This is a genomic window from Streptomyces sp. SP18BB07 (assembly GCF_036322545.1).
Lineage (GTDB): Bacteria > Actinomycetota > Actinomycetes > Streptomycetales > Streptomycetaceae > Streptomyces > Streptomyces deccanensis.
On sequence record NZ_JAQYWT010000363.1, the window covers coordinates 117,035 to 141,174 of the forward strand.

Sequence of the window (24,140 nt, forward strand, 5' to 3'; positions counted from 1 at the left end):
CTCGAACGGGTGGAAGTGGGATCGGGGAGGCGCTGAGCGCCTCCCCGGTTCGTTCTGCGGGATGTGAGCGAGAAGAACCGTGAGGGAAAGCGCACCGCCCGGGAACGGCTGGCGGAGGAGCGCGAGAAGCAGAAGGCCGCCGAGAAGCGCCGTCGGGTGCTGATCGTGGGTGCCTCCGTGGTGTGCGTACTGGGGCTGGCCGCCGTGATCGGCGTCGTGGCGGCGAACGCGGGCAAGGACGACGAGTCCGACGCCTCGGGCCCGGTCGTCGCGCCCTCGGGGGCGAACGGCGAGGACAGCCTCGCGATCCCCGTCGGCGACGCCGGCGCCAAATCGACCCTCTCCGTGTGGGAGGACTTCCGCTGCCCGGCCTGCAAGTCCTTCGAGGACGCCTATCGCTCGACGATCCACGAACTGACCGAGGCCGGAAAGCTGAAGGTCGAGTACCACCTCGCCACCCTGATCGACGGCAACATGGGCGGCAGCGGCTCCCGCAAGGCCGCGGGCGCCGCGGCGTGCGCACAGAACGAGGGCAGGTTCCCCGCGTACCACGACGTGCTCTACGAGAACCAGCCGCCCGAGACGGACGACGCCTTCGCGAGCGAGACCAAGCTGTTCGACCTGGCGAAGAAGGTGGACGGGCTGGACACCGCCGCCTTCCGCACCTGTGTGGAGGAGGGCAAGCACAACAGCTGGGTCGCCAAGTCGAACGAGGCCTTCCAGAAGGGCGGCTTCTCCGGCACGCCGAGCGTCTTCCTCAACGGCACCAACATCTACGCGGACCAGTCCATGACCCCCGCCAAGCTGAAGCAGATGGTGGAGGCCAGGGCCGCCGGCTGAGACGGGGGCTCCGCGCGGGGGCCGTGGGGCGTCAAGGTAGTTGGGGTACGGCGTTATGGACCCGTTGCCGGGCCGCCCGCCGTCGGCCGGGCCCGGCAGGGTAGCGTCGACCCTGCCATGGAACTTGCCTACATTCCCAGCCCGTCGCGCGGGGTGCTGTACCTCGGTCCCGTCCCGCTGCGCGGCTACGCCTTCTGCATCATCATCGGTGTCTTCGTAGCCGTTTGGCTCGGCAACAAACGCTGGGTCGCGCGGGGCGGACGGGCCGGAACGGTCGCCGACATCGCCGTCTGGGCCGTGCCCTTCGGCCTCATCGGCGGGCGGCTCTACCACGTGATCACGGACTACGAGCTGTACTTCAGCGAGGGCCGTGACTGGGTGGACGCCTTCAAGGTCTGGGAGGGCGGCCTCGGCATCTGGGGCGCGATCGCCCTCGGCGCGGTGGGGGCGTGGATCGGCTGCCGCCGACGCGGCATCCCGCTGCCCGCGTACGCCGACGCCGTGGCGCCCGGGATCGCCCTCGCCCAGGCGATCGGGCGCTGGGGCAACTGGTTCAACCAGGAGCTGTACGGCAAGCCGACGGATCTGCCGTGGGCCGTGGAGATCACGTCCTCCACGGACGGCCGGCTGCCGGGCACGTACCACCCGACCTTCCTCTACGAGTCGCTGTGGTGCATCGGCGTCGCGCTCCTCGTCATCTGGGCGGACCGCCGGTTCAAGCTCGGGCACGGGCGGGCGTTCGCGCTGTACGTCGCCGCGTACTGCGCGGGGCGGTTCTGGATCGAGTACATGCGGGTCGACGAGGCCCACCACATCCTCGGCCTGCGCCTCAACAACTGGACCGCGCTGTTCGTCTTCGTCCTCGCCGTGATCTACCTCGTCCTGTCGGCCCGCAAGCGGCCGGGGCGGGAGGAGATCGTCGAGCCGGGGGTCTCCGACGGTGACGGGGACGAGGGTGCTGCCGCGGTGGTCGGGGGCGCGGAGGCCAAGTCGGAGTCGCAGTCGAAGTCGGGGGAGTCTTCGGCCGAGGCTGATGGCGAGGAGAAGAAGAAGGACGCGGGGGCCTCCGGCGGTGGGGGCGTGAAGAAGGAGCCCGAGTCGGCGGAGAAGAGCTGACCGCGACTGTTGGTTCGGTTGATTCGGTTGCTGTGGTGCTTACCCACCTGTCCCTTCGGGGGCGGGTGGGTTTTTGGTTCGGGGTGACTGGGGTGCGTCGTCGGGTGCGGGTCCGGTGGGGCTTCTGGCGCAGTTCCCCGCGCCCCTAAAAGACCAGGCCCCCGCGGCCCTGAAAGGCGACCGGCGACGGCCCTGAAAAGCACGGGGCGCAGCCCCTGCTTTTCAGGGGCGCGGGGAACTGCGCGATCAGCCCCCACCGGGCGGACGTCTGGGGGTCGAAGGGGCGCTGCCCCTGGGATGGGACGGGAGGGGCGGCGGGGGCGTTCAAAGCCTGCTGGGGCGGGCCGCAAGGGTCAGGGTTCTGCGCGCCGCCGCGACCACGGCCGGGTCGATGAAGTGCCCGTCGGGAAGAGCCTGTGCCCCGGCCGTCATGGTCGCCGCCCTGAGCGTCCGCTCGGCCGACTCCACCTCCTGGGCAGTGGGAGTGTAGGCGCGTTCGATCACCGGCAGCTGACGGGGATGGATGGCGGCACGGCCCAGGAAGCCGAGCGCGCGCCCGCGCGCCGACGTGGCCGCCAGGCCCTCCAGATCTCTCGTGTCCGGGTAGATCGACTGCGCGGGCGACGGGAGACCGGCGGCACGGGCGGCGAGGATCACCCGGGAGCGCGGCCAGTCGAGGGCCCGGTCGTCGCTGACGCCCAGGTCGGCGCGGAGATCCGCCTCACCGAGGGCGATGCCCCGGAGGGCGGGGTGCGCGGTGGCGATGTCGTACGCCCGTTCCACGCCGAGGGCCGATTCGAGGAGGGCGTACAGGGCGACCGCACCTCCCTCGGCCGGCGCGGTCCGTTCCGCGACCCGCGCCACCTCGTCGGGGGACGTGATCTTCGGGAGGCGGAGGGCGGTCAGCCCGGGGAGCGGAGCGAGGGTCTCGAGATCCTCCTCGGCGTCCGGGGTGCCCAGGGCGTTGACGCGCACGTGGACCGGCACGGGCGGCGGGGTCGAGAGGAGTTCGGCGGTGGCCGCGCGGGCGTAGGCCTTGCGGTCGGGGGCCACCGCGTCCTCCAGGTCCACGATCACCACCTCCGCGCCGGAGGCCAGCGCCTTGGTGACCACCTCCGGGCGGTCGCCGGGGACGTACAGCCAGGTCAGGGGGAAGGAGGTGGACGACCGAGGGGTCACAGGGCGCCCTCCCGGCGGAGGGTCTCGATCTCCGGTCCGGACAGGCCCAGTTCGGTCAGGACCGAGTCCGTGTCGGCGCCGTGCGGACGGCCCGCCCAGCGGATCGCGCCGGGGGTGGCGGAGAGGCGGAAGAGGACGTTCTGCATGCGCAGGGGGCCGAGGTCGGGGTCGTCGACGGTGGTGATCGTGTCCAGGGCCCGGTACTGGGGGTCGGCCATCACCTCCCGTACGTCCTGGATGGGGGCCACCGCCGCCTCCGCCTTCTCGAACGCCTCGATCACTTCCTCCCGGGTGTGACGGGCGATCCACGCGCCGACCGCCTCGTCCAGGACGTCCGCGTTCCCGGCCCGCTCCGCCCCCGAACCGAACCAGGGTTCGTCGATCAGCTCGGGCCGTCCGACCAGGCGCATCACCCGTTCCGCGATCGACTGGGCCGACGTGGAGACCGCCACCCAGGAGCCGTCCGCCGTGCGGTACGTGTTGCGGGGCGCGTTGTTCGCGGAGCGGTTGCCCGTCCGGGGCTGGACGTGGCCCAGCTGGTCGTACCAGAGGGGCTGGGGGCCGAGGACGGTGAGGATCGGCTCGATGATCGCCATGTCGACCGTCTGCCCCTGTCCGGTACGGTCACGCGCGGCGAGCGCGGTCATCACCGCGTACGCCGTCGCGAGGCCCGCGATGGAGTCGGCGAGGCCGAAGGGCGGCAGGACCGGTGGGGCGTCCGGCTCGCCGGTGATCGCGGCGAACCCGCTCATGGCCTCGGCGAGCGTGCCGAAGCCGGGGCGGTGCGCGTACGGGCCGAACTGGCCGAAGCCGGTGACCCGGGCGAGGACCAGACCGGGGTTCGCCGCCGACAGCTCCTCCCAGCCCAGGCCCCATTTCTCCAGGGTGCCGGGACGGAAGTTCTCGATGATCACATCGGCGGTGGCGGCGAGGCGCAGGAGCGTGTCCCGGCCGCCGGGGGTGGAGAGGTTCAGCGTCAGGGTGCGCTTGTTGCGGCCCAGCAGCTTCCACCACAGGCCCACACCGTCCTTCGACGGGCCGTGGCCCCGGGACGGGTCAGGTTTCGTGGGGTGCTCGACCTTGATGACCTCCGCGCCGAAGTCGCCGAGCATCGTGGCGGCGAGGGGGCCCGCGAAGAGGGTGGCGAGGTCGAGGACGCGGAGGTGGCCGAGTGGAGGGTCGTATGCCTGGGTCGGGGGTGGCGCCTGGGTCATGGGTGGGGGGTCTCCCGGAGGGTGAGGTGGGCCAGGGTGTCGAAGCCGATGCCGTTGAAGTCGGCGATCGAGGTGGCCAGGCGGTTCTTGAGGGGGGCGGTCCAGCGGTCGGGGAGCGCGTCCGGGGAGCCGGTGAGGAGGCCCGCGATGCTGCCCGCCGTCGCACCGTTGGAGTCGGTGTCCCAACCGCCGGACACCGCGCGGCAGATGGAGGCCGTGTAGTCGCCGTCCGCGTGGGTGAGGGCGGCGGTGAGCAGGGCGGTGTTGGGGATGGCGTGGACCCAGTGGTGGTCCGCGTAGGTGGCGTGGAGTTCGTCGACGATCGTGTCGAAGTCCCCGGTGGCGGCGGTGAGTCGGAGGGCGTGGGTGATCGCTCGCGCGAGGCGGGAGTGCGGGGGGACGACCGTCAGGCCGGTGCGCAGGCACTGGTGGATGTCGTGGGTGCCGGTGGCCGCCTCGGCGATGGTGGCCGCGACGAACATCGCCGCGTAGACGCCGTTGGCGGTGTGGGTGAGGGTGGCGTCCCGGTGGGCCTGTTCGGCCGCGGACGCCGGGTCGCCGGGGTTGGTCCAGCCGTGGACGTCGGCCCGGATCAGGGCGCCGATCCATTCGCGGAACGGGTTCCGGTGGCGGGCGGTGTGGGGTGGCTCGATGCCGGTGAGGAGGTTGCGGTAGGCGACGCGTTCGGCGGTGAAGGTGCGGCCCGCGGGGAGTTCGTCGAGCCAGAGGGCGGCCACGTCGGCGGTGGTGAAGTCCCGGCCGTGGCGGGCCAGGAGGAGGAGGTTGAGCAGGGGGTAGTTGAGGTCGTCGTCCTCGGGCATGCCGTCGATGTTCTCGGCGAGGGAGGTGGGGGCCGAGCGGCGGTTCCAGGGGTGGGCGGTGAGGAGTTCCTGGGGGACGCCTCGGGCGGTGAACCAGGTGGTGAGGGGCCAGTTGCCGGTGACGGCGGCGAGTCGGCGGATGGCGGAGAGGGGGAGTTTCTCGACGGGTTTGCCGAGGAGACAGCCGGCGGAGCGGCCGAGCCAGGCGGCTTCGAGGCGTCGCGTGTAGGTGGCCGGGGCGGGGAAGGTGGCGCGGGCCCGCGCCGGTGGGGTGGAGGCGGGCTGAGCGGGGTGGGACTGCTCGGTCGGAGCCGGGCGCTCGGTCGGGTGCGTGGGCTCGGGCGGCCGGATGGGCTCGGTGGGCCAGTGCGGGCACAGCGCCTTGATGCTGCTGAGGTCCGTCGGCTCGTCGTCCCGCAACGCGCTCGGCAGGTCCGCCAGTTCGTCCAGGAGGTCTTCGGCGAGTTGGCGGAGGTAGCGGGACACCCGGTGGGGGGACGCGCCGGCGCGGAGGGGGGCCGGGGGGCCGCCCGCGGCACGCCAGCGGGCGGCGACGGCCGAGGGCTCGCGGCCGTCCTGGCGGGCCTGGTGGAGTTCGTGGCCGAGGAGGTCCTCGGGCTGCACCCAGGTCAGACGCAGGGGGGTCACCGGACGTGCGCCAGGGCGGCGAAGGCGGACTCGTGGGCGCGACGGCGGCGTAGGTCCTGGTCGTGGATCCGCAGGGTGACCTCCGTCAGTGTCCTGGCGGGGGCGTGCAGGTCCAGGCGGCTCGCCTCCGCCACCGTCTTGGCCCAGTCGGACGGGACCTCCGAGCCCAGCGCGCCGGCGACGGCGCCGGACATCGTGGCGATGGAGTCGCAGTCGCGGCCGTAGTTCACCGAACCCAGCACCGCGTGGCGGTAGTCGCCGCCGGCCACGAGCAACATGCCGAGCGCGATGGGGAGTTCCTCGATGGCGTGGAGGCGGGAAGGGCGGCGGGCGCCGAGGGAGGGGGCGCGGTAGTCGGGGCCGACCGTGTCGAACGGGGTGACCGCCTCGCGGAGCGGCCGCAGCGCCGACTCGAAGTCCGTATGACGGCGGGCCACTTCGCACACCGACTCGATCGCCGCGCGGGTGCCGTCCTTCGCCAGGGCGAGGCAGGCCTCGACCACCGACTCCGCCGTAGCGCCCGGCGCGCACGCCGCGGCGACCGCCGCCGCGAACACGCCCGCCGCCTCCCTGCCGTACGACGACTGGTGGGCGCCCGCGATGTCGAGCGCCTCGGCGTACGCGCCGGGCGGGTCGGCCGCGTTGACCAGGCCGACGGGGGCCATGTACATCGCGGCACCGCAGTTGACGATGTTGCCGGTGCCCGCCTCGCGGGGGTCGATGTGGCCGTAGTGGATACGGGCCACCAGCCACTTCTCGGCGAGGAAGACCCGTTGGAGGGGGAGGGCCTCGGCCTCCAGCTCGGGGATCCAGCGCGGGGTTGTCATCATGTCCGGCACCAGGTGCTCGGCGACGGCGTACGCGTCGAGGTGGTCGCGTACGCGGTCGTACACCCGGACGAGCGCATGGGTCATCAAGGTGTCGTCGGTGACGTGGCCGTCGCCCTTGTGGTAAGGGGCGATCGGGCGGGCGGTGCGCCACTCGTCGCCGTTCCACGGCCCGACGACACCGTGCACACGGCCGCCGTGGCGTTCGAGGATCTGCTCCGGGGTGTAGCCCTCCACCGGGCCGCCGAGGGCGTCGCCCACGGCGGCGCCGACGAGGGCGCCGGTGATGCGTTCGTCGAGCGTGGCGTCCGAAGCGGCCGTGGGGGAGGGCGCCGGGACGGGGGCGGGATGCGATGCGGGCGTCATGCCCGGCTAACGCCGGGGGTGGTGGGGAGTTCCGCTGTACCGAGAAGTTCGGCGAGGTGGACGAGGTCGGTGCCGGTGAGGCGGGGGAGGGCGCAGCCGGAGAGGGTGCGGCAGGCGTCCCGCCAGGTGTCGGGGATGGCGGTGCCGCCGCCGAGTGCTCCGGTCAGGGCGCCGGCGAGGGCGGGGGCGGAGTCGGCCACCCGGGAGAGGCAGGCGGCGGCGGGGACGGCCTCGGCGATCCGGCCGCGGGCGGCGGTGGCCAGGGCGAGGGCCACGGGGACGGTCTCGGCGGCGGCGATGCCGTAGCTGTAGACGTGGTCGACGATCTGGTGTTCGAGGAGCGGGACCAGAGCGAATGTTCCTTCTTTTTTGTGGCGGTGGGCGAGGTCGAGGGCGTGGCGGGCGTTGCGGCCGATCTCCGTCTCGGCGGGGAGCTCGGCCAGGGCCGCGGCGGCGCAGTCGTCGACGTCCGCGCCGGTGAGCGCCAGCGCGAGCGCCGCTGCCATCGCGCGGGCGCCGTGCACGCCGTCGCCGTCCTGGGTGTACCGGGCGTCGAACTCGGCGAGGTCGGCGGCGCGTCGGGGGTCGCCCGGGTGGGCCACCGCCAGGACGCAGGCGCGGACGCAGGCCGCGTCGTCGAAGTAGTGCGGGTTGTCGTGGCCGGTGGCGGGCGGGCGCAGGCCGGTGGCGAGGTTGCCGAGACCGGCGCGTACGGAGATACGGGCGCGCAGGGGGAGTACGGCGGACTCGACCTCGGGGGCGCGTTCGGCGGCGGCGGCGATCTCGCTGGCCACGGCGTTCCAGGAGAGGTCGATGGAGGCGCGGGTACGGCGTTCCAGGCTGAGGTCGCCGAGGGCCGCGGCGTCGCCTGCGCGGAGGAGGGCCTCTGCGGCGAAGGCCGCCCATTCCGCGTCGTCGGAGGGGCCGAGGCGGAGGGGCTCGGGGGGTTGGTTGAGGGCGATGGGGACGGGGAGGGTGGTGGTGGCGTTCTGCTCGGCGAAGGTGTCCAGTTCGCGGGTGAGGCGGCGGGTCCACTCCGGCATGCGGGCGGCGCGGTGGCGGGCGGCGGGCCAGCCGGCGGCGTCGCCTGCGGCGAGGCCGAGGAGGAGGCCCTCGATGCGGTCCGGGGTGCGGGTCGTGGCCTCGGCTCCGCCTTCGGCTTTCGTTTTCCCACCCGCACCGCCTGTGCGACTTTCGTCGTCGGCCGCGGATGGCCCCAGTGGGGCGCCCCCACCGCCGACGGCCACCGCTCCGTGGGTGAGCGGCTCCGCCGAGACCGGGCGAGCGGGCGCGAAGCGCTCGGGGGCGAGCGGTGCGGAATGCGGCGTGGGTGCGGGGGTGAGCAATGCAGGGGCGGGCGTCGGTGCGAGGTCGAGCCGTGCGGTGTCGGGGGTCGGGGCAGGGGCGAGCGGTTGGGTGTCTGGTGTGGGGTTGGCCGCGAGGGGGCCCGTGGCGGTCGGCTTCGCCAGGCGCTGCCGCTCGCTGGTGCCAGGTGTAGCCGTCGGCTCGGCCGGTGCCGTGGGCGGTGTCGTTCCCGTCGGGGGTTCGCGTGGTGGGATCGGCGGCCTGGCGGGGGGCTCCTCGTACGGCGAGGAAGGGGACGTGGGGGTCGTGTCGTCCCACGGGGTCGGTGGGGTCATGCGGGGGTCTCCGTCGGGTCGGCCGGGGCGAGGGTGAAGGCGGTCGGGGGCGGGGTCGGCAGGGGTCGGTCGCCGTGGGGGAAGACGGCCGTGCCCGTGGTCCACTTGCCGCCCTCGGTCGGGACCAGGAGTTCGGCCACGTCCAGGACGTGGTGGCCGGCCATGGAGGGCAGGCAGCTGCCTCGCGCCGGGCCGATCGCGGCGGCCCACTCGGCCGGGATCGACGACGCCCCCCGGGTCGCGCCGGCCAACGCGCCGGCGACCGCGGCGGTCGTGTCGGCGTCGCGGCCCATGTTCACCGCGGTCAGCACCGACTCGGTGAAGTCGCCGTCGGCCGCCGCGTAGGCGCCGAAGGCGAGGGCGACGGCCTCGGGGGCGAGATCGGTCCAGGGGTAGCCGCCGATGACGACGGCGGAGCGGACCGCGCGTTCGCCCCGGTGGGCGACGGCGACCGCCCGGCGCAGGGAACGCGCCGTCCAGGAGTCGTCGGGGATCACGGCGAGCGCGGAGGCCACGACCGCGATCGTCGGCGCCCCCGCCATCGCCGCCGCCACGCCCGCCGCGACCGCCTGACCGCCGTAGATGCCCTCACCGTCGTGGCTGACCGAGCCGTCGACGGCGACCAGCCGGGCGGCCTCCGCCGGGCGGCCCGCCGCGAAGACGCCGAAGGGGGCCGCGCGCATGGCCAGGCCGTCGCTCCAGGCGTGCCGGTGCTGGGCGGAGATAGGCGCGGCGAGGCCCCGGCGGAGGTTCTCCAGGGTGCCGCGTTCGCTGAAGCCCGCTCCCCGGAACGGGCCCTCGTCCAGGTCCGCGATCCACTGGTGCCAGGCCGTCTCCACATGGGTGACGGTGAGCGCCGAGCCGTGCCGGGCCAGCAGCAGCCCGGAGAAGATCGCGTACTCGGTGTCGTCCGTGCCCGAGGGGCGCTCGGCCACATACCCGGTGATGCGCCCCCAGCGCGCGCGGATCTCGGACGGCTTCATGTTCTCGGCGGGCGCCCCCAGCGCGTCCCCGACGGCGAGCCCGAGCATGGCCCCCCGCGCCCGCTCGCGGAGGTCGGCGGTGTCCCCGGGCGCCGGGACCGAGGGAATGCAGGCGATGGAAGGCATATGGTCGCCTCTCTGGCCCGTGGGCAGGTCCGGCCCGGTGGGCAGTTGATCCGCTCTCAAGATTTGTCAGCTTTCGCTGGGAAGATCTCTCCCACATCGGGTGCCTCGGCGGCGCGTGGAACGCCCCTGTATCACCCGGTCGACATCTGTGCAGCATCCTGTACGAATGAGCGGCGACCGTTTCTCGAACAGCCGCAGGGCGGGGTAAGTACGGCCTTCCTTGCTGGCAGAAGCGATTTTCCGAGCGTACGTTCGACGTGAGGAAAGGGGCTTGATCGTGGCGATCATCGACACCGAAGCCGCGTTGCACGAGGCGCACCGGGACAACCACACCCATCGGGACGTGAACGGCGGCTGGCTGCGACCCGCCGTGTTCGGGGCGATGGACGGGCTCGTGTCCAACCTGGCGCTGATGACCGGTGTCGCCGGCGGAACGGCCGGGCGGGAGGCGGTCGTCGTCGCCGGGCTGGCCGGGCTCGCGGCCGGGGCCTTCTCCATGGCGGCCGGCGAGTACACCTCCGTGGCCTCGCAGCGCGAGCTGGTCCAGGCCGAACTCGACGTCGAGCGGCGGGAGTTGCGCAAGCACCCCAAGGACGAGGAGAAGGAGCTGGCCGCGCTCTACGAGAGCCGTGGGGTCGAGCCGGGGCTCGCCCGAGAGGTCGCGCGGCAGCTCTCGCACGACCCCGAACAGGCCCTGGAGATCCACGCGCGCGAGGAGCTGGGCATCGACCCCGGCGACCTCCCCTCGCCCGTCGTCGCCGCCGTGTCGAGCTTCGGCTCCTTCGCGCTGGGCGCCCTGCTGCCCGTACTGCCGTATCTGCTCGGCGCGAGCGCGCTGTGGCCCGCCGTGCTGGTGGCGCTCGTCGGGCTCTTCGGGTGTGGTGCCGTGGTGGCCCGGGTGACGGCCAGAACCTGGTGGTTCAGCGGGCTGCGGCAGCTGGCCCTCGGTGGCGCCGCGGCGGGTGTGACGTACGCCCTGGGTAGCCTGATCGGGGCGGCCGTATGATGGATCGGATGGCTACGTATGCGCGGGACCGCATAAGTAGTCGTTACCAGGCGGTTTCGAATGCTTAACCGCTGGGCATGAGCCGTAAGCGCCGCGGGCAACGACGCCCGTCAAGCACCTGGAGCACCTGAAGTAGTGGGCGACGACGCCTCCTGCGCCCCGGTCGACCGACACCGATCTGTCCGGTCGGCTCCCCCTTGATCGTGTTTGATCACGCCACCGTGCGCGGCAACCCCTCCGCGGCGTGGCGTCCGCATGTTGGGACGAAGTATCCGCTTCCCGAGAATCGTTCCATCATGTAACCTGCACGAAATTTTGCACCTTACGCAGAGGGCCAGCGTCGTCCCTCGGCAATCGCATATGCCAGATGACGACGACGGGAGAGCCGATGCGTACGCCGCGCCAGCCGTCCCAGCACTCCACGAATGGCCAGAAGTGGTCGTTCATGGATGCTCGCCCTGCTGCGCAGGGTATGTACGACCCCCGCAACGAGCGCGACGCCTGTGGCGTCGGCTTCGTGGCCACCCTCACCGGCGAGGCGAGCCATGCGCTGGTCGAGCAGGCGCTCACGGTTCTGCGTAACCTGGAGCACCGCGGGGCGACCGGTTCGGAGCCCGACTCGGGTGACGGCGCCGGCATCCTCTCCCAGGTTCCCGACGCGTTCTTCCGTGAGGTGGCCGGATTCGAGCTGCCCGAGGCCGGCTCGTACGCCGTCGGTATCGGCTTCCTGCCCGAGGAGGGCACCGAGGACGCCGTCGCCCGCATCGAGGCCATCGCCGCCGAGGAGGGCCTGACCGTCCTCGGCTGGCGCGAGGTGCCCGTCGCCCCCGAACTGCTCGGTGCCACGGCCCGCTCGACGATGCCCGCCTTCCGACAGGTCTTCGTCTCCGACGGGTCCTCGAAGGACATCGACCTCGACCGCAGGACGTTCGTGCTGCGCAAGCGCGCCGAGCGCGAGGTCGACGTCTACTTCCCCTCGCTCTCCGCGCGGACCATCGTCTACAAGGGCATGCTGACCACCGGCCAGCTGGAGCCCTTCTTCCCGGACCTGTCCGACCGCCGCTTCGCCTCCGCGATCGCGCTCGTGCACTCCCGGTTCTCCACGAACACCTTCCCGTCGTGGCCGCTCGCCCACCCGTACCGCTTCGTCGCGCACAACGGTGAGATCAACACGGTCAAGGGCAACCGCAACTGGATGGTGGCCCGCGAGTCCCAGCTGGCCTCCGACCTGTTCGGACCGCAGGACAAGCTGGACCGGATCTTCCCCATCTGTACGCCGGAGGCCTCCGACTCGGCGTCCTTCGACGAGGTCCTGGAGCTGCTCCACCTCGGCGGCCGCACCCTGCCGCACTCCGTGCTGATGATGATCCCGGAGGCGTGGGAGAACCACGACTCCATGGAGCCGTCCCGCCGCGCCTTCTACCAGTTCCACTCCACGATGATGGAGCCCTGGGACGGCCCGGCCTGTGTCACCTTCACCGACGGCCGTCAGGTCGGCGCGGTCCTCGACCGCAACGGCCTGCGCCCCGGCCGCTACTGGGTCACCGACGACGGCCTCGTCGTCCTCGGCTCCGAGGTCGGCGTCCTCGACATCGACCCCGCCAAGGTCGTCCGCAAGGGCCGCCTGCAGCCGGGCCGCATGTTCCTCGTCGACACCGTCGAGCACCGCATCATCGAGGACGACGAGATCAAGGCCCAGCTCGCCGCGGAGAACCCCTACGCGGAGTGGCTGGAGGCCGGGGAGATCGAGCTCTCCGACCTGCCCGAGCGTGAGCACATCGTGCACACCCACGCCTCGGTCACCCGCCGCCAGCAGACCTTCGGCTACACCGAGGAGGAGCTGCGCGTCATCCTCGCTCCGATGGCCAAGGCCGGCGCCGAGCCCATCGGTTCCATGGGCACCGACTCGCCGATCGCCGCGCTGTCCTCCCGCCCGCGTCTGCTCTTCGACTACTTCACCCAGCTGTTCGCGCAGGTCACCAACCCGCCGCTGGACGCCATCCGTGAAGAGCTGGTGACGAGTCTGCGCTCCTCGCTGGGCCCGCAGGGCAACCTCCTGGAGCCGACCGCCGCGTCGTGCCGCAGCGTCACCCTGCCCTTCCCGGTGATCGACAACGACGAGCTGGCCAAGCTCATCCACATCAACGCCGACGGCGACATGCCCGGCATGAAGGCCGCCACGCTCTCCGGTCTGTACCGGGTCTCCGGCGGCGGTGACGCCCTCGCCGCGCGCATCGAGGAGATCTGCGCCGAGGCCGACGCCGCCATCGAGAACGGCGCCCGGCTGATCGTCCTCAGCGACCGCCACTCGGACGCCGAGCACGCGCCGATCCCGTCGCTGCTGCTCACCGCGGCCGTCCACCACCACCTCATCCGCACCAAGCAGCGCACCCAGGTGGGGCTGCTGGTCGAGGCCGGTGACGTCCGCGAGGTCCACCACGTCGCCCTGCTCGTCGGCTTCGGCGCCGCGGCCGTCAACCCGTACCTGGCGATGGAGTCCGTCGAGGACCTCGTCCGCGCCGGAACGTTCCTCTCCGGTATCGAGGCCGAGCAGGCCATCCGCAACCTGATCTACGCCCTGGGCAAGGGTGTCCTGAAGGTCATGTCCAAGATGGGCATCTCCACGGTCGCCTCCTACCGCGGCGCCCAGGTCTTCGAGGCCGTCGGTCTCGCGGACGAGTTCGTGGAGAAGTACTTCAACGGCACGGCCACCAAGATCGGCGGCGTCGGCATCGACGTCATCGCCAAGGAGGTCGCCGCCCGCCACGCCAAGGCGTACCCGGCCAGCGGCATCGCGCCGGCCCACCGCGCCCTGGAGATAGGCGGCGAGTACCAGTGGCGCCGCGAGGGGGAGCCGCACCTGTTCGACCCGGACACGGTCTTCCGCCTCCAGCACTCCACCCGCACGCGCCGCTACGACATCTTCAAGCAGTACACGGACCGGGTGAACGAGCAGTCCGAGCGGCTGATGACGCTGCGCGGCCTGTTCGGCTTCAAGGCCGGCGAGGGCCGTGCGCCGATCTCGATCGACGAGGTCGAGCCCGTCTCCGAGATCGTCAAGCGCTTCTCGACCGGCGCCATGTCGTACGGCTCGATCTCCCGCGAGGCGCACGAGACGCTCGCCATCGCCATGAACCAGCTGGGCGGCAAGTCCAACACCGGTGAGGGCGGCGAGGACCCGGACCGCCTCTACGACCCGGCGCGGCGCTCGTCGATCAAGCAGGTCGCCTCCGGCCGCTTCGGCGTGACCTCCGAGTACCTGGTCAACGCGGACGACATCCAGATCAAGATGGCCCAGGGCGCCAAGCCCGGCGAGGGCGGTCAGCTGCCCGGCCACAAGGTCTACCCGTGGGTCGCCAAGACGCGTCACTCGACGCCGGGCGTGGGCCTCATCTCCCCGCCGCCGCACCACGACATCTACTCCATCGAGGACCTGGCCCAGCTGATCCACGACCTGAAGAACGCGAACCCGCAGGCGCGGATCCACGTGAAGCTGGTCTCCGAGGTCGGCGTCGGCACGGTCGCGGCCGGTGTGTCCAAGGCGCACGCGGACGTCGTCCTCATCTCCGGCCACGACGGCGGCACGGGCGCCTCCCCGCTCACGTCGCTGAAGCACGCCGGTGGCCCCTGGGAGCTCGGCCTCGCCGAGACCCAGCAGACGCTGCTGCTCAACGGCCTGCGCGACCGCATCGTCGTGCAGACCGACGGCCAGCTGAAGACCGGCCGTGACGTCGTCATCGCCGCGCTGCTCGGCGCCGAGGAGTTCGGTTTCGCGACCGCGCCGCTCGTCGTCTCCGGCTGCGTCATGATGCGCGTCTGCCACCTGGACACCTGCCCGGTCGGCATCGCCACGCAGAACCCGACGCTGCGCGACCGGTTCTCCGGCAAGGCCGAGTACGTCGTGAACTTCTTCGAGTTCATCGCCGAGGAGGTCCGCGAGATCCTCGCCGAGCTGGGCTTCCGCTCCATCGAGGAGGCCGTCGGCCACGCCGAGGCGCTCGACGTGACCCGCGCGGTCGACCACTGGAAGGCGCAGGGCCTGGACCTGGAGCCGCTGTTCCACGTGCCCGAGCTGCCCGAGGGCGCCGTCCGCCACCAGGTGATCGAGCAGGATCACGGCCTGGAGAAGGCGCTCGACAACGAGCTGATCAAGCTCGCCGCCGACGCGCTGGCCGCGAACGACGCGACCGACGCCCAGCCGGTCCGCGCCCAGGTCAAGGTCCGCAACATCAACCGCACCGTCGGCACGATGCTCGGCCACGAGGTGACGAAGAAGTTCGGCGGGGCCGGTCTGCCCGACGACACCATCGACATCACCTTCACCGGCTCGGCGGGCCAGTCCTTCGGCGCCTTCCTCCCGCGCGGTGTCACGCTGCGCCTGGAGGGCGACGCCAACGACTACGTCGGCAAGGGCCTCTCCGGCGGCCGGGTGATCGTCCGTCCCGACCGGGGCGCCGACCACCTCGCCGAGTTCTCGACCATCGCGGGCAACACCATCGCCTACGGCGCGACCGGCGGCGAGCTGTTCCTCCGCGGCCGTACGGGCGAGCGGTTCTGCGTCCGCAACTCCGGCGCCCTGGTGGTGTCCGAGGGCGTGGGCGACCACGGCTGCGAGTACATGACCGGCGGCCACGCGGTCGTCCTCGGCGAGACGGGCCGCAACTTCGCGGCCGGTATGTCCGGCGGCATCGCGTACGTCATCGACCTGAACCGCGACAACGTCAACGTCGGCAACGCGGGCGCCGTCGAGGCCCTCGACGACACCGACAAGCAGTGGCTGCACGACGTGGTGCGCCGCCACGCCGAGGAGACCGGCTCCACGGTCGCCGAGAAGCTGCTCGCCGACTGGGATGTGTCCGTGGGCCGCTTCAGCAAGATCATCCCCAGCACGTACAAGGCAGTGCTCGCCGCCAAGGCCGCCGCCGAGCAGGCCGGTCTCTCCGAGACCGAGATCACCGAGAAGATGATGGAGGCGGCGATCAATGGCTGACCCGAAGGGCTTCCTCAACCACGGGCGCGAGGTCGCCAAGTCCCGCCCCGTCGACGTACGGCTGAAGGACTGGAACGAGGTCTACGTTCCGGGCTCGCTGCTCCCGATCATCTCGAAGCAGGCGTCCCGCTGCATGGACTGCGGCATCCCGTTCTGCCACAACGGCTGTCCCCTCGGGAACCTCATCCCCGAGTGGAACGACTACGCCTACCGCGAGGACTGGGGCGCCGCCTCGGAGCGTCTGCACGCGACGAACAACTTCCCGGAGTTCACGGGCCGTCTGTGCCCCGCTCCCTGTGAGTCGGCGTGCGTGCTCGGCATCAACCAGCCGGCCGTCACCATCAAGAACGTCGAGGTCTCGATCATCGACAAGGCGTGGGACAGCGGCGACGTCGCGCCCCAGGCCCCGGAGCGCCTCTCCGGCAAGACGGTCGCGGTCATCGGCTCGGGCCCGGCGGGCCTCGCGGCTGCCCAGCAGCTGACGCGGGCCGGCCACACGGTCGCCGTGTACGAGCGCGCGGACCGGATCGGTGGGTTGCTGAGGTACGGCATCCCCGAGTTCAAGATGGAGAAGCGGCACATCAACCGCCGTATCGAGCAGATGCGCGCGGAGGGCACCCGCTTCCGTACGGGCATCGAGATCGGCCGCGACCTCAAGGCGACCGACCTGAAGAAGCGGTACGACGCCGTCGTGATCGCCGCCGGTGCGACGACCGCGCGTGACCTGCCGGTGCCCGGCCGCGAGCTGGCCGGCATCCACCAGGCGATGGAGTACCTGCCGCTGGCCAACAAGGTGCAGGAGGGCGACTTCGTGGCGCCCCCCATCACGGCCGAGGGCAAGCACGTCGTGGTCATCGGCGGTGGCGACACCGGCGCGGACTGCGTGGGCACCGCCCACCGCCAGGGCGCGGCCTCCGTCACCCAGCTGGAGATCATGCCGAAGCCGGGCGAGGACCGCGCCCCGAACCAGCCGTGGCCGACCTTCCCCATGCTCTACAAGGTCACCTCCGCGCACGAGGAGGGCGGCGAGCGGGTCTACTCCGTCTCCACCACCCACTTCGAGGGCGACGAGGACGGCAACGTGCAGTGGCTGCACCTCATCGAGGTCGAGTTCGTCGACGGCAAGCTGACGCAGAAGCCGGGCACGGAGCGGAAGATTCCCGCCCAGCTGGTCACCCTCGCGATGGGCTTCACCGGCACCGACCGGGAGAACGGCCTGGTCGAGCAGTTCGGCCTGGACCTCGACGAGCGCGGCAACATCGCGCGCGACGCCGACTTCCAGACCAACGTGCCGGGTGTGTTCGTGGCGGGCGACGCGGGGCGCGGTCAGTCCCTCATCGTCTGGGCGATCGCGGAGGGCCGCTCGGCGGCCCGTGGCTGCGACCGCTTCCTCACGGGCGCGAGCGAACTGCCGGCCCCGATCCGGCCGACGGATCGCTCGCTGATGGTCTGACGACCTGAGCGACACGGGACGGTGACCTTTCACGGTTCACCGTCCCGCACACACGTCCCGTACAACGGCGTACGGAACACAGACGGCGCCTGCCCACCAGTCCCCGACCGGACTACCGGGCAGGCGCCGTCGCATGTCCCAGGTGAGGGCCTCAGCCCGTCATCGCCGCCGCCTTCGCCAGTGCCAGTACCACCAGCAGCGCCAGCATCCCCGCGCACGCCCCCGCCTGCACCAGCACCCGCCGCCGGTCGCGGGGTGCGTACGCGAAGCCCAGGGCGATCAGGCCGCCCGTCAGGAGGCCGCCGAGGTGGCCCTGCCAGGACGTCACGACCGCCGAGATGACCAGCCAGATCAGCAGGCCCGCCATGAAGCGGTTGATGCCCGCCGGGTCGGCGCCGAGGCGGCGGGCCAGGACGTAGTACGCCGTGCAGACGCCGAAGATCGCGCCGGAGGCGCCGACCGTGCTGGCGTCGGGGGCGAGGAGGAGGACCAGGACGGAGCCGCCGAGGGCCGAGAGGAGGTACAGGCTCAGATAGCGGGCCCGGCCGAGCTGGGCCTCGACCACCCGGCCCACGTTCCACAGCGTGACCATGTTCATCACGATGTGCAGGATGCCGAACGTGCCGTCGGTGGGCGGGATGTGGAGGAAGGCGCCGGTGAGGAGCCGGTACCACTCGCCGTCGATCACGCCTTCGAGGTGGAAGTCGGCCGGGTAGGCGCTCTGCCAGACGTAGTGCAGACCGTCCGGGCCGGCGAGGCCCCGGCCCAGCATCGCGAAGTCGTCGACGATCGACGGGCGGAGCAGTTCGGCGACGTAGGCCACGACGTTCAGGCCGATCAGGACGTACGTCACCAGCGGGACCGCCGAGATCCGGCCGCCGAAGGCCGTGCGGGCCTGGCGGACCGTTCGCGCGCCCTCCTGCACGCACTCCGGGCACTGGTGGCCCACGGCGGCGTCGCGCATGCAGTCGGGGCAGATGAACCGCTCGCAGCGGGTGCAGCGGACGTACGACTCCACTTTCGGGTGGCGGTAGCAGGTGGTGACGGCGGGCTCGGACGACGACGGGGACTCGGGTTCCACGGCCGGCTCCTTGTGGGTGCGGGACTGATGACGAGCCGGTGAGGACGGCGGCGAACAAAATAGCGAACGGCGTCGGGTGCGCGGGGAGGGGGTGGTGTCCGGAGTGCCCTAGCCTCTGGGTTCCGCAGCCCCCCTGTGCCAGGAGAGTGCCGTATGTCCGCGATCAGCCTCAGCAAGATGCGGGAGACCGCCCCCGCGCTGGTCGACCTCTACAAGGCCGCCGGCGTCTCCCTCGACAAGCACGGCCTGAGGGGGCAGCGGGCCGCCGTCTATCTGGTGGTCGATCACAGCGGATCGATGCGGCCCTACTACCGGGACGGCAGTGTGCAGGCCCTGGCCGATCGTGTGCTCGGACTGTCCGCTCAGCTCGACGACGACGGGAGCGTGCCGGTCGTCTTCTTCTCCACCGGCGTGGACGCGGTCACCGAGATCGGTCTCGCCGATCACCGCGGGCGGATCGACCGTGTCGTGGCCGGCCTGGGACACATGGGGCAGACCAACTACCACCTGGCCATGGACGCCGTCATCGACCACTATCTCGCCTGCGGCGCCGAGGACCCGGCCTTCGTGGTGTTCCAGACGGACGGCGGGCCGACCAGCAGGATCGCCGCCGAACGGTATGTGTGCAAGGCCGCCCGCCTCCCTCTCTTCTGGCAGTTCATCGGTTTCGGCGACCCCGGCAGCAGGCAGTTCGACTTCCTGCGCAGGCTCGACGAGTTGGCCGTGCCGGGAAAGCGGGTCGTCGACAACGCCGGGTTCTTCCATGCCGGTTCGGACCCGGGGGCCGTGTCCGACGCCGAGCTGTACGACCGATTGCTGGGGGAGTTCCCGAGCTGGTTGGCGGCGGCGCGGACCCACGGGATCGTGCGATAGCGGCACCGCGAAAGCGGGGAGGGTGGCGAGGAGTACCTCGAGATCACCGGCGGTGGCCGCCGGCACTGAGGACCACGTCCCTGCACTCCGCCGGAGCGCCCCACGCGCTCCGCAACGCGCGCGCCTTGGTCAGCCAGAGGGAGAGGTCGTACTCCGCCGTGTAACCGATCGCGCCGTGCAGTTGCAGCGCCGTGCGCGCGGTCGTGTGCGCCGCCTCGCACGCCGTCACCTTGGCCGCCGCCGCGTCCACCGGGTCCAGGGTGACCGCGGCCCCGAAGACCAGCGGACGCGCGAACTCCAGGGCCACCTTGGCGTCCGCCAGCCGGTGTTTCACCGCCTGGAACGACCCCACGGGCACACCGAACTGCGTGCGCTGCTTGACGTACGCCACCGTCCTGTCCAGGAGGGACAGCCCGACGCCCAGCGCCTGGGCGGCCACCGCGAGACGGGCCCAGGTGAGGGCGTGGGGGAGGGGCGCGTGGGGGGCGAGGACTTCGCCGCCGGGGGAGAGGCGGGTCAGACGGCGGGCCGGGTCCAGGGACGGGCGCACGGGGCCGTGGCCGGGGGCGAGGCGCAGTCCGCCTGCCGCCGGGTCGAGCAACAGGCGGGTCTCCGCCGCGTCCCCGTCCAGCGCGTACGACCCCGGCGCCGACGCCACCGTGGCCATCGCCTTCCCCGACACCAGCGCCGGGAGCAGGCGCTCGGCCGGGCCAGGGTCGTCCAGGCCGGCCAGGAGGACCGTCGCCGTCACCGTCTCCACGAGCGGGCCCGGCACGGCGTGCCGACCCAACTCCACGAAGGCGACGGCCAGTTCGACGGGGAGCGGGCCGACCCCCTCGTACGCCTCCGGCGCCGCCAGCGCGAAGACGCCCGCTTCCGCGAGACGCGCCCACACCGCACGCCCCGGCGCGTGCTCCCCGCGCCCCCAGGCCCGTACGACGGCGGGTGTGTCGGCGGCCGTCAGCATGGCGTCCAGCGACTCGGCGAACGCCCGCTGCTCGGTGTCCAGGAGGAAGCGCATCGGCGGCGGCCCTTCGGGAGGGGGCCACGCGTGAGCTGCGGCCCTTGAGGTTGAGATTGGGGTGGAGGCCACGCGCCCGCGACGGCCATCGGACGGACGCCATCACGCGTCAGCGGCGGCGCGTCAGCGGCGCCCCTTCGGCAGGCCGAGGAGGCGTTCGGCGATGATGTCGCGCTGGATCTCGTTGGTGCCGGCGTAGATCGGGCCGGCGAGGGAGAAGACGTACCCCTCGGACCAGCCGGTGTCCGCCGCCTCGCCCTCCTCGCCGAGCAGGTCGAGCGCCGTCTCGTGCAGGGCGATGTCGTACTCGGACCAGAAGACCTTGTTCAGGCTGGCCTCGGGGCCGATCGGCGTGCCCTCCAGGAAGCGGGAGGCGGCCGCGTGGGTGAACAACTCGTAGGCGCGGGCGCCGATCAACGCGTCGGCCACCGCGTCGCGCGCGGACGCCGGGCTTCCCCGGTCGCGCCAGAGGTCGGCCAGCCGGTCCGCGGCGGCCAGGAAGCGCCCCGGGGAGCGGAGCATCAGCCCGCGTTCGTTGCCGGCGGTCGACATCGCGACGCGCCAGCCCTGGCCGGGCTCGCCGATGACGTCCTCGTCCGGCACGAACACGTCGTCGAGGAAGAGTTCGGCGAACGCGGGCCTGCCGTCGAGGCGGCCGATCGGGCGGACCGTCACACCGGGGGCGCGCAGGTCGAACATGAGGTACGTCAGCCCCTGGTGGGGCCTGGCGGTGCCGGGCTCGCTGCGGAACAGGCCGAACGCCCGGTCCGCGAACGCCGCCCGGGACGACCAGGTCTTCTGCCCCGTCAGCAGCCAGCCCCCGGCCGTGCGCACGGCCCTGGAGGTGAGCGAGGCCAGGTCGGATCCGGCCTCGGGCTCCGACCAGGCCTGGGCCCACACCACCTCGCCGGAGGCCATCGGCGGCAGCACGCGCGCCCGTTGCTCCTGCGTGCCGTGGTCGAAGAGGGTCGGGGCGAGGAGGTTGACGCCGTTCTGGCCGACCCGGCCCGGGGCGCCCGCCGCGTAGTACTCCTCCTCGAAGACCAGCCAGCGCTGCAGGCCCGCGTCGCGGCCGCCGTACGCGGTCGGCCAGTGCACCACCGACCAGCGGTCGGCGGCCAGTTCGGCCTCCCAGGCGCGGTGGGCGGCGAAGCCCTCCGCGGTCTCCAGGGAGGGGAGCGGCTCCGACGGGACATGAGCGCGCAGCCAGGCGCGGGCCTCGGCGCGGAAGGCCTCGTCGGCGGGGGAACGGGCGAGGTCCATGGAGCGCTGCTCCTTCCCTAACAAGTGTTTGGTAGGTTAGCGTGCCCGCATGAAGAACGTCGACCCTCCGACGTACGTCCCCGGCCACGGCCTGCTCGCCGGACGGACCGCCGTGATCACCGCGGCGGCCGGCGCGGGCATCGGCGGGGCCACCGCGCGACGTTTCCTGGAGGAGGGCGCGCGCGTACTGATCAGCGACGCCCACACGCGCAGGCTGAAGGAGTACAAGACCGAGCTGGTCGCTGAGTTCGGGGCGGACTCCGTCCGCGCGGTGCCGTGCGACGTCACCAACGACGACCAGGTACGGGCACTGTTCGAAGCGGGCGCCCGGCTGCACGGACGGCTCGACATCGTCGTCAACAACGCCGGCCTGGGCGGCACCTCGGACCTCGTCGACATGACCGACGAACAGTGGGCCAGGGTGCTGGACGTGACACTGAACGGCACCTTCCGCTGCACCCGGGCCGCCCTGCGACTGATGCGGGAAGCCGGGGCCGGCGTGATCGTCAACAACGCCTCCGTCGTCGGCTGGCGCGCCCAGGCGGGCCAGGCGCACTACGCCGCGGCGAAGGCGGGCGTCATGGCCCTGACCAGGTGCGCCGCGATCGAGGCGGCCGCGTACGGGGTCCGGGTCAACGCCGTGTCGCCGAGCCTCGCCATGCACCCGCACCTGGTGAAGGTCACCACCCCGGAACTGCTGGAGGAACTGACCGCGCGCGAGGCCCTCGGGCGGTACGCCGAACCCTGGGAGGTGGCCAACGTGATCGTCTTCCTCGCGTCCGGCTACTCCTCGTACCTGACGGGTGAGATCGTCTCCGTCAGCAACCAGCACCCGTGAGGACGAGGAACAGCGTGCCGACCAAGAAGAAGCCCCCGACGACCGCCGGCGACAAGCCCCCCGCCGCACCCGCCCGCCGTCGGGAACTCCTCGACCGGGCCGCGACGGTCTTCGCCGACCTGGGCTACAACGCCACCACCGTCCGCAGGATCGCGGACGACGTCGGCATGCTCGCGGGCAGCCTCTACTACTACTTCGAGTCCAAGGACGCGATGCTGGAGGAGATCCTGCGGACCTTCCTCGACGAACTCTGGGAGGGCTACGACGCCGTCCTGGACGCCGAACTGCGCCCCCGGGAGACCTTCGAGGCCCTGGTCGTCGAGTCGTTCCGCGCCATCGACCGGCACCGCGCCGCCGTCGCGATCTACCAGAACGAGGCGAAGAAGCTGGTCGCGCAGGACCGGTTCCAGTTCCTCGACGCGTCACAGCGCAAGTTCGAGAAGGCATGGCTGACCACGCTGGAACGCGGCGTGGCCGCCGAGGAGTTCCGGGCCGACCTCGACACCAGGCTCACCTACCGGTTCGTGCGCGACACGGTGTGGGTCGCCGCCTCCTGGTACCGGCCCGGCGGACGACTCGGCCCGGAGGAGATCGCCCGACAGTACCTGTCGATGGTCCTGGAGGGGATCGCCGTACACGCGGAGCCCTAGGGCTCATTCGGTGAACAACCTTTGATGTCAGGGGAGTTGCCATGGCCGAGGCTTATATCGTCGAAGCGGTCCGGACACCCGTCGGGCGGCGCGGAGGAGGGCTCGGCCGGGTCCATTCGGCCGACCTCGGCGCACACGCCCTCAAAGCGCTCGTCGCACGCGCGGGCGTGGACCCGGCCGCCGTGGAGGACGTCGTCTTCGGCTGCCTGGACACCGTCGGCCCGCAGGCCGGTGACATCGCCCGCACCAGTTGGCTGGCCGCCGGGCTGCCCGAGGAGGTACCGGGCACCACCGTCGACCGGCAGTGCGGCTCCTCGCAACAGGCCGTGCACTTCGCCGCGCAGGCGGTGCTCTCCGGCACCCAGGACCTGGTGGTCGCGGGCGGCGTCCAGAACATGACGATGATCCCCATCGCGTTCGCCTCCCGCCAGGCCGCCGTCCCCCTCGGACTCACGGACGGCCCCTTCGCGGGCAGCGAGGGCTGGCGGGCCCGCTACGGCGACCGGCCGGTGAACCAGTTCGCCGGCGCCGAGATGATCGCCGCGAAGTGGGGCATCAGCCGCCGCGACCAGGAGGAGTACGCGCTGCGCTCCCACCGGCGCGCGGTACGGGCCGTCGACGAGGGCCGCTTCGCGCGCGAGACCGAGCCGTACGGGGACGTCACCGTCGACGAGGGGCCGCGCCGCGACACCTCGCTGGAGAAGATGGCCGCGCTGAAGCCCGTCATCGACGGCGGCACCGTCACCGCCGCCTGCTCCTCCCAGGTCTCCGACGGCGCCGCCGCGCTCCTGCTCGCCTCCGAACGCGCCGTACGGGAGCACGGGTTGACCCCGCGCGCCCGCGTGCACCATCTCTCCGTACGCGGTGAGGACCCCATACGGATGCTCACTGCGCCGATACCGGCGACGGCGTACGCCCTGAAGAAGTCCGGCCTCACCCTCGACGCGATCGACCTCGTCGAGATCAACGAGGCCTTCGCGCCGGTCGTCCTGGCGTGGCTGAAGGAGACGGGCGCCGACCCGGAGAAGGTCAACGTCAACGGGGGCGCGATCGCTCTCGGCCACCCCCTGGGCGCGACCGGCGCCAAGCTCATGACGACCCTCCTGCACGAACTGGAGCGCACGGGCGGCCGGTACGGGCTCCAGACGATGTGCGAGGGGGGCGGGCAGGCGAACGTGACGATCATCGAGCGGCTCTGAGGGAAG

18 protein-coding genes are annotated in these 24,140 nt (G+C 72.2%); 9 read left to right on the top strand and 9 right to left on the bottom strand.

Translation table 11 applies throughout. The annotated features are described in order from the left end of the window. The first annotated feature begins 63 nt into the window (after positions 1-63). A complete protein-coding gene (locus PUR53_RS41730; protein WP_329899028.1) occupies positions 64-840 on the top strand; it encodes a thioredoxin domain-containing protein in 777 nt (258 codons plus the stop codon). Positions 841-957: 117 nt separating this feature from the next. After that, positions 958-1,956, top strand: coding sequence for a prolipoprotein diacylglyceryl transferase (lgt, locus tag PUR53_RS41735; RefSeq protein ID WP_329912049.1), 999 nt, complete (start codon positions 958-960; stop codon positions 1,954-1,956). A 324-nt stretch (positions 1,957-2,280) separates the two neighbouring features. Here lgt and PUR53_RS41740 read toward each other — a convergent pair whose 3' ends face one another. The 6 genes from PUR53_RS41740 to PUR53_RS41765 form a co-directional block, all read right to left on the bottom strand. Continuing rightward, positions 2,281-3,135, bottom strand: coding sequence for an HpcH/HpaI aldolase/citrate lyase family protein (locus PUR53_RS41740; protein ID WP_329912050.1), 855 nt, complete (start codon positions 3,133-3,135; stop codon positions 2,281-2,283). Then, complete coding sequence (locus tag PUR53_RS41745) at positions 3,132-4,349, bottom strand: CaiB/BaiF CoA transferase family protein (protein ID WP_329899031.1); 1,218 nt, start codon at positions 4,347-4,349, stop codon at positions 3,132-3,134. Before PUR53_RS41745 ends, PUR53_RS41740 begins: the two co-directional genes overlap by 4 nt. Next, entirely contained in the window at positions 4,346-5,818 is a 1,473-nt protein-coding gene (locus tag PUR53_RS41750; protein WP_329912051.1) for an ADP-ribosylglycohydrolase family protein, read from the bottom strand. Before PUR53_RS41750 ends, PUR53_RS41745 begins: the two co-directional genes overlap by 4 nt. After that, on the bottom strand, positions 5,815-7,011 hold the full coding sequence (locus tag PUR53_RS41755) for an ADP-ribosylglycohydrolase family protein (RefSeq protein WP_329912052.1): 1,197 nt from the start codon (positions 7,009-7,011) through the stop codon (positions 5,815-5,817). The genes PUR53_RS41750 and PUR53_RS41755 overlap by 4 nt, the downstream gene beginning before the upstream one ends. Further along, entirely contained in the window at positions 7,008-8,258 is a 1,251-nt protein-coding gene (locus PUR53_RS41760; protein WP_329912169.1) for an ADP-ribosylglycohydrolase family protein, read from the bottom strand. The genes PUR53_RS41755 and PUR53_RS41760 overlap by 4 nt, the downstream gene beginning before the upstream one ends. A 389-nt stretch (positions 8,259-8,647) precedes the next feature. After that, on the bottom strand, positions 8,648-9,760 hold the full coding sequence (locus tag PUR53_RS41765) for an ADP-ribosylglycohydrolase family protein (RefSeq protein ID WP_329899034.1): 1,113 nt from the start codon (positions 9,758-9,760) through the stop codon (positions 8,648-8,650). A gap of 277 nt (positions 9,761-10,037) precedes the next feature. Here PUR53_RS41765 and PUR53_RS41770 point away from each other — a divergent pair, with 277 nt between their 5' ends. The 3 genes from PUR53_RS41770 (at position 10,038) to PUR53_RS41780 (ending at position 17,209) form a co-directional block, all read left to right on the top strand. Next, positions 10,038-10,766, top strand: a complete 729-nt coding sequence (locus PUR53_RS41770) for a VIT1/CCC1 transporter family protein (protein WP_329899035.1) — start codon at positions 10,038-10,040, stop codon at positions 10,764-10,766. 388 nt (positions 10,767-11,154) lie between these two features. Further along, positions 11,155-15,756 carry a glutamate synthase large subunit gene (gltB, locus tag PUR53_RS41775; protein ID WP_329899321.1) on the top strand — a complete coding sequence of 1,534 codons (4,602 nt, stop codon included), beginning with the start codon at positions 11,155-11,157 and terminating at the stop codon, positions 15,754-15,756. Continuing rightward, complete coding sequence (locus PUR53_RS41780; protein WP_329899036.1) at positions 15,749-17,209, top strand: glutamate synthase subunit beta; 1,461 nt, start codon at positions 15,749-15,751, stop codon at positions 17,207-17,209. Before gltB ends, PUR53_RS41780 begins: the two co-directional genes overlap by 8 nt. Before the next feature lie 151 nt (positions 17,210-17,360). Here the strand turns inward: PUR53_RS41780 and PUR53_RS41785 are convergent, their stop codons facing one another. Continuing rightward, positions 17,361-18,290, bottom strand: coding sequence for a rhomboid family intramembrane serine protease (locus PUR53_RS41785; RefSeq protein ID WP_329912053.1), 930 nt, complete (start codon positions 18,288-18,290; stop codon positions 17,361-17,363). A gap of 153 nt (positions 18,291-18,443) precedes the next feature. Between PUR53_RS41785 and PUR53_RS41790 the strand changes: the two genes are divergently transcribed. After that, complete coding sequence (locus tag PUR53_RS41790) at positions 18,444-19,163, top strand: vWA domain-containing protein (protein ID WP_329899038.1); 720 nt, start codon at positions 18,444-18,446, stop codon at positions 19,161-19,163. A 43-nt stretch (positions 19,164-19,206) separates the two neighbouring features. On the opposite strand, the gene PUR53_RS41795 is transcribed toward PUR53_RS41790, so the two are convergent. Continuing rightward, on the bottom strand, positions 19,207-20,184 hold the full coding sequence (locus PUR53_RS41795) for an acyl-CoA dehydrogenase family protein (RefSeq protein WP_329912054.1): 978 nt from the start codon (positions 20,182-20,184) through the stop codon (positions 19,207-19,209). Between the two features lie 123 nt (positions 20,185-20,307). Next, on the bottom strand, positions 20,308-21,447 hold the full coding sequence (locus tag PUR53_RS41800) for an acyl-CoA dehydrogenase family protein (protein ID WP_329899040.1): 1,140 nt from the start codon (positions 21,445-21,447) through the stop codon (positions 20,308-20,310). A 49-nt stretch (positions 21,448-21,496) separates the two neighbouring features. Here PUR53_RS41800 and PUR53_RS41805 point away from each other — a divergent pair, with 49 nt between their 5' ends. Genes PUR53_RS41805 through PUR53_RS41815 form a run of 3 tightly spaced genes read left to right on the top strand, consistent with a single transcriptional unit; the run spans position 21,497 to position 24,134 of the window. Then, a complete protein-coding gene (locus PUR53_RS41805) occupies positions 21,497-22,285 on the top strand; it encodes an SDR family oxidoreductase (RefSeq protein ID WP_329899041.1) in 789 nt (262 codons plus the stop codon). 14 nt (positions 22,286-22,299) lie between these two features. Beyond that, a complete protein-coding gene (locus PUR53_RS41810; RefSeq protein WP_329899042.1) occupies positions 22,300-22,935 on the top strand; it encodes a TetR/AcrR family transcriptional regulator in 636 nt (211 codons plus the stop codon). Between the two features lie 41 nt (positions 22,936-22,976). Then, positions 22,977-24,134: an acetyl-CoA C-acetyltransferase gene (locus PUR53_RS41815; protein WP_329912055.1), complete on the top strand. Its 1,158-nt coding sequence runs from the start codon at positions 22,977-22,979 to the stop codon at positions 24,132-24,134. Positions 24,135-24,140 lie beyond the last annotated feature (6 nt).